General features: G+C 54.9%; 8 protein-coding genes and 1 pseudogene. 2 read left to right on the top strand and 7 right to left on the bottom strand.

Translation table 11 applies throughout. The features are described from left to right. Window positions 1-101: 101 nt before the first annotated feature. Window positions 102-1,184 carry a spermidine/putrescine ABC transporter substrate-binding protein gene (locus tag LKE08_RS04140; RefSeq protein ID WP_324702930.1) on the bottom strand — a complete coding sequence of 361 codons (1,083 nt, stop codon included), beginning with the start codon at window positions 1,182-1,184 and terminating at the stop codon, window positions 102-104. 355 nt (window positions 1,185-1,539) lie between these two features. After that, a complete protein-coding gene (locus LKE08_RS04145; RefSeq protein WP_324702931.1) occupies window positions 1,540-2,400 on the bottom strand; it encodes an ABC transporter permease in 861 nt (286 codons plus the stop codon). 599 nt (window positions 2,401-2,999) lie between these two features. Between LKE08_RS04145 and LKE08_RS04150 the strand changes: the two genes are divergently transcribed. Then, entirely contained in the window at window positions 3,000-3,296 is a 297-nt protein-coding gene (locus LKE08_RS04150; RefSeq protein WP_324702932.1) for a hypothetical protein, read from the top strand. A 13-nt stretch (window positions 3,297-3,309) separates the two neighbouring features. Here LKE08_RS04150 and LKE08_RS04155 read toward each other — a convergent pair whose 3' ends face one another. Then, window positions 3,310-4,200, bottom strand: coding sequence for an ABC transporter permease (locus LKE08_RS04155; protein WP_324702933.1), 891 nt, complete (start codon window positions 4,198-4,200; stop codon window positions 3,310-3,312). A 436-nt stretch (window positions 4,201-4,636) separates the two neighbouring features. On the opposite strand from LKE08_RS04155, the gene LKE08_RS04160 reads away from it, so the two are divergent. Beyond that, on the top strand, window positions 4,637-5,308 hold the full coding sequence (locus LKE08_RS04160) for a sigma-70 family RNA polymerase sigma factor (protein WP_324702934.1): 672 nt from the start codon (window positions 4,637-4,639) through the stop codon (window positions 5,306-5,308). Window positions 5,309-5,355: 47 nt separating this feature from the next. Here the strand turns inward: LKE08_RS04160 and LKE08_RS04165 are convergent, their stop codons facing one another. The 4 genes and pseudogenes from LKE08_RS04165 to iscB form a co-directional block, all read right to left on the bottom strand. Then, on the bottom strand, window positions 5,356-5,937 hold the full coding sequence (locus LKE08_RS04165; RefSeq protein ID WP_324702935.1) for a hypothetical protein: 582 nt from the start codon (window positions 5,935-5,937) through the stop codon (window positions 5,356-5,358). Window positions 5,938-6,128: 191 nt separating this feature from the next. Next, entirely contained in the window at window positions 6,129-7,058 is a 930-nt protein-coding gene (locus tag LKE08_RS04170) for a WD40 repeat domain-containing protein (protein ID WP_324702936.1), read from the bottom strand. Then, complete coding sequence (locus LKE08_RS04175; RefSeq protein WP_324702937.1) at window positions 7,042-7,260, bottom strand: exodeoxyribonuclease VII small subunit; 219 nt, start codon at window positions 7,258-7,260, stop codon at window positions 7,042-7,044. Before LKE08_RS04175 ends, LKE08_RS04170 begins: the two co-directional genes overlap by 17 nt. Window positions 7,261-7,353: 93 nt before the next feature. Continuing rightward, a pseudogene (iscB, locus tag LKE08_RS04180) lies at window positions 7,354-8,148 on the bottom strand (RNA-guided endonuclease IscB); the annotation flags it as partial. Window positions 8,149-8,224 lie beyond the last annotated feature (76 nt).

The raw sequence follows: 8,224 nt of genomic DNA on the forward strand, positions 1-8,224 counted from the left end.
GAAACCGCTTCAAACTTTTGCCGATTGCCGATTGCCGATTGCCTTTTCTAGAACGATTGCGTAAGTATTAAAACGGACTTGATCTGATTTCGACAGCGAACTTAGGAGCCGACGGCTAATTTAACCTCCGTCCAGGCTTCATCGTAGAGGAGGGTCGCCTCTTTGACGTCTTGCAGGTATTTGAGTTTTGCAAAGACTTCCGGCGGCGGGTAGATGGCGGGGTTTTCTAGGTTTTCCGGCTTGATTAACTTTTGGGCGATCGCGGTTTTGTTGGGGGAACCGTAGTTGATAAAATTGGAGATTTTTGCCCCGATTTCCGGTTGTAAAATAAAGTTGATAAACTCTGTCGCCGTCTCCGGGTGAGGCGCATCTTTTGGGATCGCCATATTGTCCATGCCGATGATCGTCCCTTCTTTGGGGATAGAATAGCGCAATTTCGGGTTTTCTGCCATCACCTGGAAGATATCGCCGCTGTATTCCATCGCCAGGTTGACTTCCCCCTGGTTGAGCAAGGTTTGTCCGGTGTCGGGGACAAAGGCGGCGATATTGTCGCGATTTTCGATGATCAAATCTCGGGCGGCGGCAATTTCGTCCGGGTTGGTGGTATTGGGATCGTATCCCAAATACATCAAAATCGCCCCCATCGTATGTCTCATGTCATCTAAAAGGGCAACTTTGCCTTTAAACTTCGGGTCGAATAATTGTTGCCAACTGTCGATTTCTGCACCCGTTTCGTCCCAATTGTAGCCGAGGCCCAACGTCACCCACTGATAGGGGACGCTGTATTGATTTTTGGGGTCGTAGGGGGGGTTTAAAAATTGTGGTTCGACATGGGTGAGATTGGTGATTTTCGACAAATCGACGGGTTCCAACATCCCTTGTTCGATCATGATTTTAACCATGTAGTCCGACGGGAAAATTACGTCGTAGCCCGGATTTCCGGCCTGTAGTTTGGCATAGAGACTTTCGTTGCTGTCGTAGGTGTCGTAGTTGACTTTGACATTGTATTGTTGTTCAAATTGGGCGATCGCGTCCGGGTCGATGTAGGTGGACCAGTTATAGAGGTTGAGAACCTTGTCGCCGCCGCTTCCCGTCTGCGAACCGTCGGGACTGCCGGCCGTACATCCAAAGGGCAGAATCGCACCGATTAAAAAAAGTAAGATCAATGTCAATAGTCGCTTCATATCAAGTCCGTTTTAATACTTACGCAATCGTTCTAGAAAAGGCAATCGGCAATCGGCAATCGGCAATAGGTAAGAGGTAAGAGGTAAGAGGTAAGAGGTAAGAGGTAATCGGCAATCGGCAATCGGCAAAAGTTTTAAGCTGCTTCAGAAGATGGCGAAACGCAGGAATCATAACTGTTTGAGCGGACCTGATATCATGGGTTGTTATTGTTATCGATATAGCAGTTATCAATCGGATCAGGTACATCCGGTTTGCCAGGGAGTCAGTTTTGGAGAATCGGGAGCAGAAGGATAAAAAATTAATGATCAATTGTCAACGATCAATTGTCAATTGTCAATGGTCAATGGTCAATGGTCAATTGTCAATTCTTCCCCCGAACTGTAGGGAAGATAATACCAGAATCAGGGAAACCGAGAGCATCAAGGTGGAAATGGCATTGATGGCGGGGGTGACTGAGAGTTTGATCATCCCGTAGACGAACAGCGGCAGGGTGGTGGATCCGACGCCGGAGGTAAAAAATGTGACCACGAAATCGTCCAGGGAGAGGGTGAATGCCAGGAGGCTCGCACTGAGAATCCCGGGCCAGAGCAGGGGGAGGGTGACGCGGCGGAAGGCTTTCCACTGATTTGCCCCCAAGTCCAGGGCGGCTTCTTCCAAACTGGGGTCGAGGTCGGCGACCCGCGATCGCACGGTGATGGCGACGAAGGAAATGCTAAACGTGACGTGGCCGACGATGACGGACGGCAGGCCCAACGTCAGGCGGATTCCGGTCAGGTTTTCGACGATGCGAAATGTCAGGGTCAGAAACACCAGCAGGGAGATTCCCAGGGTGATTTCCGGAATCACGATCGGCAAAAACAGCAATCCTTCCAGGAAGCGATCGCCCGGAAAGCGGTGGCGTTCGAGTCCCAAGGCGACGGCGGTCCCCAACACGGTGGCGATCGCACTCGATACCGTCGCGACGATCAGGCTGTTGGATAAGGCTTCCCAGACTCCCGCCGTGGAGATATCCGCCGTTTCCCCCGCCATCGCCCCGAACAGACTGCGATACCAGTCCAGGGTGAATCCCGTCCAGACGGCGTTGAAGCGGGAGGCGTTGAAGGAATAGACCACCAAAATCAGGATGGGCAAGTACAAAAACGCGAATCCGAGGGCGACATTCGCCCACAGTCCGGTTTTTCCGACAGAACGAATTAGTAAGTCACGATTGGTCACAATTGATACAAATTTATGCCGGCGATCGGATGGCTTCCAATCTGGATAGTTCTTTCATCCTACTGCGATCGGTACAATTTTTTGAAGCTCTCAAATTGGAAACACCGCCGGGGGCAACTTTTTCATCCCCACTCCGTGTCCGGCGTCACAGACTCCAACCGTCAAAGGCCCCACAACAGAGATTGAAATCACTCGTCCTCGCAGAAAAACCGGAGTTTCAACAGGTTTATCGGGCGCAAATACCGCGTTTCATCTACCTTAGTGATTCCCGGGCCTACATTCTCCACGGAAGCGATCGCACCCATCCGGGGGGTGCGGGCGGAGGATGGGAGCCAATTTGTTTTTCAGATCATAAAAAAGGGAGATTGCCGTTTCAAAATTGATCTTTTAAAATATAGCGTAATTCAAATGTTGCATAATTGTCTTCGCATCTACCTAGTTGATCAGTGAGGAGCCGGGGCGGTCATGACAGGCCGGCCCCGCCCGTCGCTTCACCGATTGATCGGAACCGTCGGAATCGACCCGTCTGAGGACGATCAATTGAGAACTCTCACCATCAGTCCAGTCCGGTCACCAAAAATCTATTTTTGGAGAAAAAAATGCTAGTTTTTAACCTGATGTTACGCGGATATGTCGCGATCGCGATTTTGACCTTTGCCTATTTGTTTCGCGGATTTTGGCGCGATCGCTCCACCGCAAAAACCGACGCCTCCTCCTGGCAAGTGTTGGGGATAGCCTCCCTCTTTTGGCCGGTCGTCCTGCCCTTATCATACTTGGAGCGGCAGGTCAACAGTCCCGCCTCGAAACTGGAAATTTACGAAGGGCAAGTGCATCCCGACTGGGGCGGGCGATCGCTCCCCGAATGTCCGCAATGGGACGACCATCAAGTATCTTGAGCCTCGGAAACCATCAGTCGGAATCGGGATTTAGACCGGCTGGGCGAAAATAAATCGATACCGGAATCAACACCAAAATCATCAACAAAATTGAGAGCGCGGAACCGAAGGGCCAGTTCCGCGCCTGCAGGAATTGATTTTGGATCACATTGCCCACCATCACCGTTTTAGCACCCCCCAAAATATCCGGGGTGATAAACGCCCCCAAAGCGGGAATAAACACTAAAATCGAGCCGGCGACGATGCCCCGCACCGTCAGGGGAAAGACCACGCGCCGGAGGGTGCGGAGGTCGTTGGCTCCCAAATCTTGGGCGGCTTCGACGAGGGAAAAGTCGAACCGTTCTAAGGTTGCGTAAAGGGGCAAAATCATGAAGGGGAGGTAGCCGTAAATTAAACCCACCGTGACAGCAAAGGGTGTGAATAAGAGATCGAGGGGTTCGTCGATGAGGTGGAGGGTTTGCCAGAGAGTATTGATGAGGCCTTCATCTCGCAAAATGACGATCCAGGCGTAGGTGCGGATCAGAAAATTCGTCCAAAATGGCAGTATCGCCAAGATCAATAAAACGTTTCGCCAGCGGGGGGGGCGGGTGGCGATAAAGAAGGCGAGGGGATAGCCGATCGCCAGACAAATGACGGTGGTCAGCGCGGCCAATTGCAGCGATCGCCAAAACACTCCCAGATAGATCGGATTGAGCAAACGGCGGTAGTTGTCGGCGGTGAACGCCCAAATCACGCCCCCGTAGGTGCCCCGCTGTAAAAAGCTGTAAAGGAGCACGATCGCCAGGGGAAGCAGGAAAAAAAGCGCCAGCCAGAGACTCGCCGGCAGGATGAGAATCGCCGGAGTTTTGACATCGCGAACGTCGCGGGAAGAAGGATGAGAATCGCGGGGTTTCCAAACGGTCATAACCGAATCAAAATGGGACTTTTGGGGGAAGGAAAATGGCGGGCGATCGCGCCAGGATGGAAGGGTCGCCCGTTGACATTGGAGATGCGATCGATGATACGCCGAATTTTCGCTGGGGTCACGCTCTTGGGGTTGCCCCTGGCCGTGACCATCATAACCCCAAATCCGACGTCGGAGCCCACGCTGCAACCGATCCGGTTGGAATCCGTTGGTGTCGAAGATGCTCGGCGATGAGGGTCGGGAGTCGGGAATTTTAGATTGTAGGGGCGCCTGGCTTGCGCCCTAATTTTAGATTTCCCGATGCGGGAAGAGTCCGGAATTTTTGAATGCGTGACTTTTGACTTTTGACTTTCCCGGCTTGATCTGTCCCCACAGATCGGCTATGATTCGACAGAAATTCGATCGAGCCGTCTAAAATTCGGAGTATTAAATTAAGGTGCAGACGCTTCACCTTCCCGAATCCAACCATCCCCTGGTCAAATCCTTGTCTCACCATACCGACCAGGAATTGCTGACCCTGTTTCAAAATCATCCGGATCGGGGTCGATACTTTACCGTCATTTTCTGCCGCTATGCCCTGATCGTCTATACGCTGATCTGCCATTCGGTGAAATCCCCCGTGCAGGCGGACTATTTATTCGCCCTCACCTGGCGCCACATCTTTTATGAAATGCGGGGGTTGAACCTGCGGGAAGCCGAGATGGCGGACGGGGGCGCCACCCTGCAAAATTGGATTATCAACGTCAGCGCCATCTGCATCAACCGCTCCGAACTGCCGCCGGTGGAGTCGATCCATTATTCCCTTCCGGACAGTCCGCCGCCCCTGTGGTGCTACGTCGGCCAGGTGTTGGACCAGATGGAGCCGCTGTTGCGGTTGACGGTGCTGATGGCCCAGACGTTCCATTGGAGCGAAACCCGCATCGCCGCCTACCTGCAGGCCGAAGGGGAGGCTATTTCTCCGAGGGAGGTGCGGGAGCTGTTGGAGCGGGGATATCGGATTTTGGAGACGACCCTGCCGCGGGACATTCGCGCCATTTATCTCGGCGAAGCGATGGCGGAGGCGGCACCGGACGAGGGAAACGCGGAAAATGCTTCGGCGTTGACTTGAAGCGCGATCGGATCGCAACGGGGTGAGGAGCAAGGATGGGATGGGGATCAATTTAAAAAGACGGTCCCCTGTTCGTTGATATTCAGAGATTTGGTATCGAAATCGAGATCGTCGGTGACATCGAACCGAACTTCCAAAACGCCGTTCTCAACCGCCCGGGGGCGCACCAGCAGCAACCCGGCATCCCCCCGCTGGTAGGTCAAGTTGAGGGGAATCGGCAGTCTCTCCAGGACGGCTTCCGACTGTTGGCCGAGTATCCGCTGTCTCGTCCCCCCCACCACTTGGTATTCGACGACAGTATTGGTGGAATTGACGAGCCGGAGCGTGACCCGACCGTTAACGGGGGAAACTCGGGCGCTGGGGAGGGGAAATTGGGGCGGCGGTTCTTCCGTATCTTCCACGGGCCGATCGCCCGGTTGGAATGGGCTCGCGGGAGCGGACGGCGTGGCACCTTCGGCGCCTTCCTCCACTTCCACCGGCTTCCCCGCCGGTTCCTGGATGGCGGGTTTGCCCTGTTGGGGGGGCGGGCCTCCCGCCCGGGCGATCGCGCCACCGGTCAGAAGGACGATGCCGAATAGGAGGCTGAAAAATCCGAGCCGAGTACGGGTGGGATGCTTGGGGTCAATCATAAACAATCTCCTCAAGGTGGGAAACCCCGCGATCGGGGTGATCACCGATTTTTACACCAGACCCCCCCAGTTTACGCCAGATTTGTGGGTAACCAATCCCCGCGAAGACAGCGACGGGGCTTTCTAGCCCTAACCTGTGATCGGGGGAATGCGGGGGGGCGGAGGAAGGCAAGATGGGAAGAATCTAAAATCTAAAATTTCCGCCGCCAGACCCGGATCGTCCCGGCCCGATCGCCGCTGACGAGGCAAGTTGGGGCGATGGCGACGGAATTGATGCCGGCCGGATGGCGATCGAGGGTGCGAAGGGGTGCGACGGGTTCTCCCACCTGCAACTCGGCGTCCACGGGCCAAATGCTGATGCTGCCATCCCCACATCCGGCGACGAGGGTCTGACCGTCGGGGGCGAATGCGATCGCCTCCACCGAAGCGGACGCCCCCTCCAACGTCGCCAACTCCCGCCCCAACTCCAGCCACCAGAGGCGGATCAAGCGATCGCACCCCCCGCTGGCCAGAATCAAGCCGTCGGGGCGGAACGCCACGGAGAGGACGGGCAAGGTGTGGCCCAACAATATCGCCCGGTTCGCGTCGGTTTCCACCTCCCAAAGTCCCACCGTACCGTCCCCGCTGCCGCTGGCCAGCAACGCGCCGTCCGGGCTAAATTCGAGGGACCAGATGGGAAACTGGTGGGCGACGAGGGGCGGGCGGGTTTGTTCCGCCGCCAGATCCCAGCGTTCGATCGCCCCGTCCGAACACCCCGCCGCCAACTCTCGCCCGTCGGGACTCACGGCCACGGAACAGACGGAAAGGCTCGATTCCAGGCTCAAAACCCGGGCTTTTCGTTCCCGGAGATCGACGAGCACCATGTGGCGATCGCACCCCACCGCCACCCATTCGCCGTCCGGGGAAAACGCCGCCGCCGAGGCCGTTCCGGGCAATTTGGACAGGGCGAGGCTCGGTTCAAATCGCCCGTCCCGCATCTCCCAGATGCCGATCTGTCCGCCGCCGGCCACCAAAAAGCGACCGTCCGGACTGAGACTGAGGGCTTTGACCTCTCCGGCGGCCCAGTCCAACGTTTGCGTCCATTCCCAGATCGGGGGTTCGGATTCAAAATTCTGGCTCATCTTCCTCCAACGATTCCACCCACAGATTGCGAAGATGCCGTCCCCGATCTAAAAATGCTTCGCACCGCTTCAGGTCTTCCGTGGCGACGGAAAATTGCTCGAACACTTCTGCCAAAGACAGTTGACCGGACTCGATCGCCGCGATCGCCGATTCCACCCGATTCACCGTGGTTTCATAATCCCAGGTTTCGGACTCGTTCACGATAACCTCCGATACGTTTGGAAGCCCCCGTGCTTTAGCCGGGGGAGGAAAAACGAACGTGCGGCTTTAGCCGCCGTCAATCTTATGACTCTTTCAGGCATACGAATAACCATCCTTTCTATGAATTGATTTGCAGTATTTATGGCTGATGCCTGCCACTCTTCCAGCAGTCGTGGCAATGTCAAAACTGCCTGATGCACGACAGAGAACCCGTCCCACATAGGAACCAACTTTCTTTCCTGTCGTAACGGTTGCTTTGACAATATCGCCCGTCTGAAATCCTTTGTGGATTTGCACTCGTGACCGATGGCGGGTCGGAAACCCATATTTATTAGTGCCGCACATTTGGCGTGTTCCATGCCCCTTCGCCGCAATTAGCAACGGCTTCGCGGTCAACAGGTCTAACGAATCAACTTGCCCCACGCACGCGGCATCCAGCCAATGGGCTTTGGGCAGATCTAACCGAGTCCGGTTGAACTTGGTTTGCCCACCCGTTCCGGTGGCTACTGGTAAGCCAGTCTCTTTCAGTGCATGGAACAATGCCCAGCGGGTTGAATTAACCGCTGCTGCATCTTTAAGCGGTGACTTTGCCTGCCTGAGAACCCGACTCAGTAAATCAGGCTTGCCTGATAAAAAGTCCCGAACATCCTGATTTCCCTTCGCTTGGTTGCAAGGTTTGCAGGCAAGGCAAAGATTTGAAACGCGGTCGGAGCCACCCTTTGAGCGGGCAAGAATATGCTCGACTTCTAACGGTACATTCTCAGCACCACAGTATGAACATTTCCGTTCCCATTTCTCTAGAAGGTATTCTCGGACTTCGTAGCCCTGCAATTCGCCTTGCTGATACTCAACCCCAGACACCTCGGGGTTCTGTATCTTTTGCATATCAATTAGGGGTCGAGAGAGAAGTCACCTTCTCCCCCTCCCATTCAAAACCGTGCATGAGACTTTCACCTCACACGGC

Source organism: Lyngbya sp. CCY1209 (genome assembly GCF_035615495.1).
Lineage (GTDB): Bacteria > Cyanobacteriota > Cyanobacteriia > Cyanobacteriales > Microcoleaceae > Limnospira.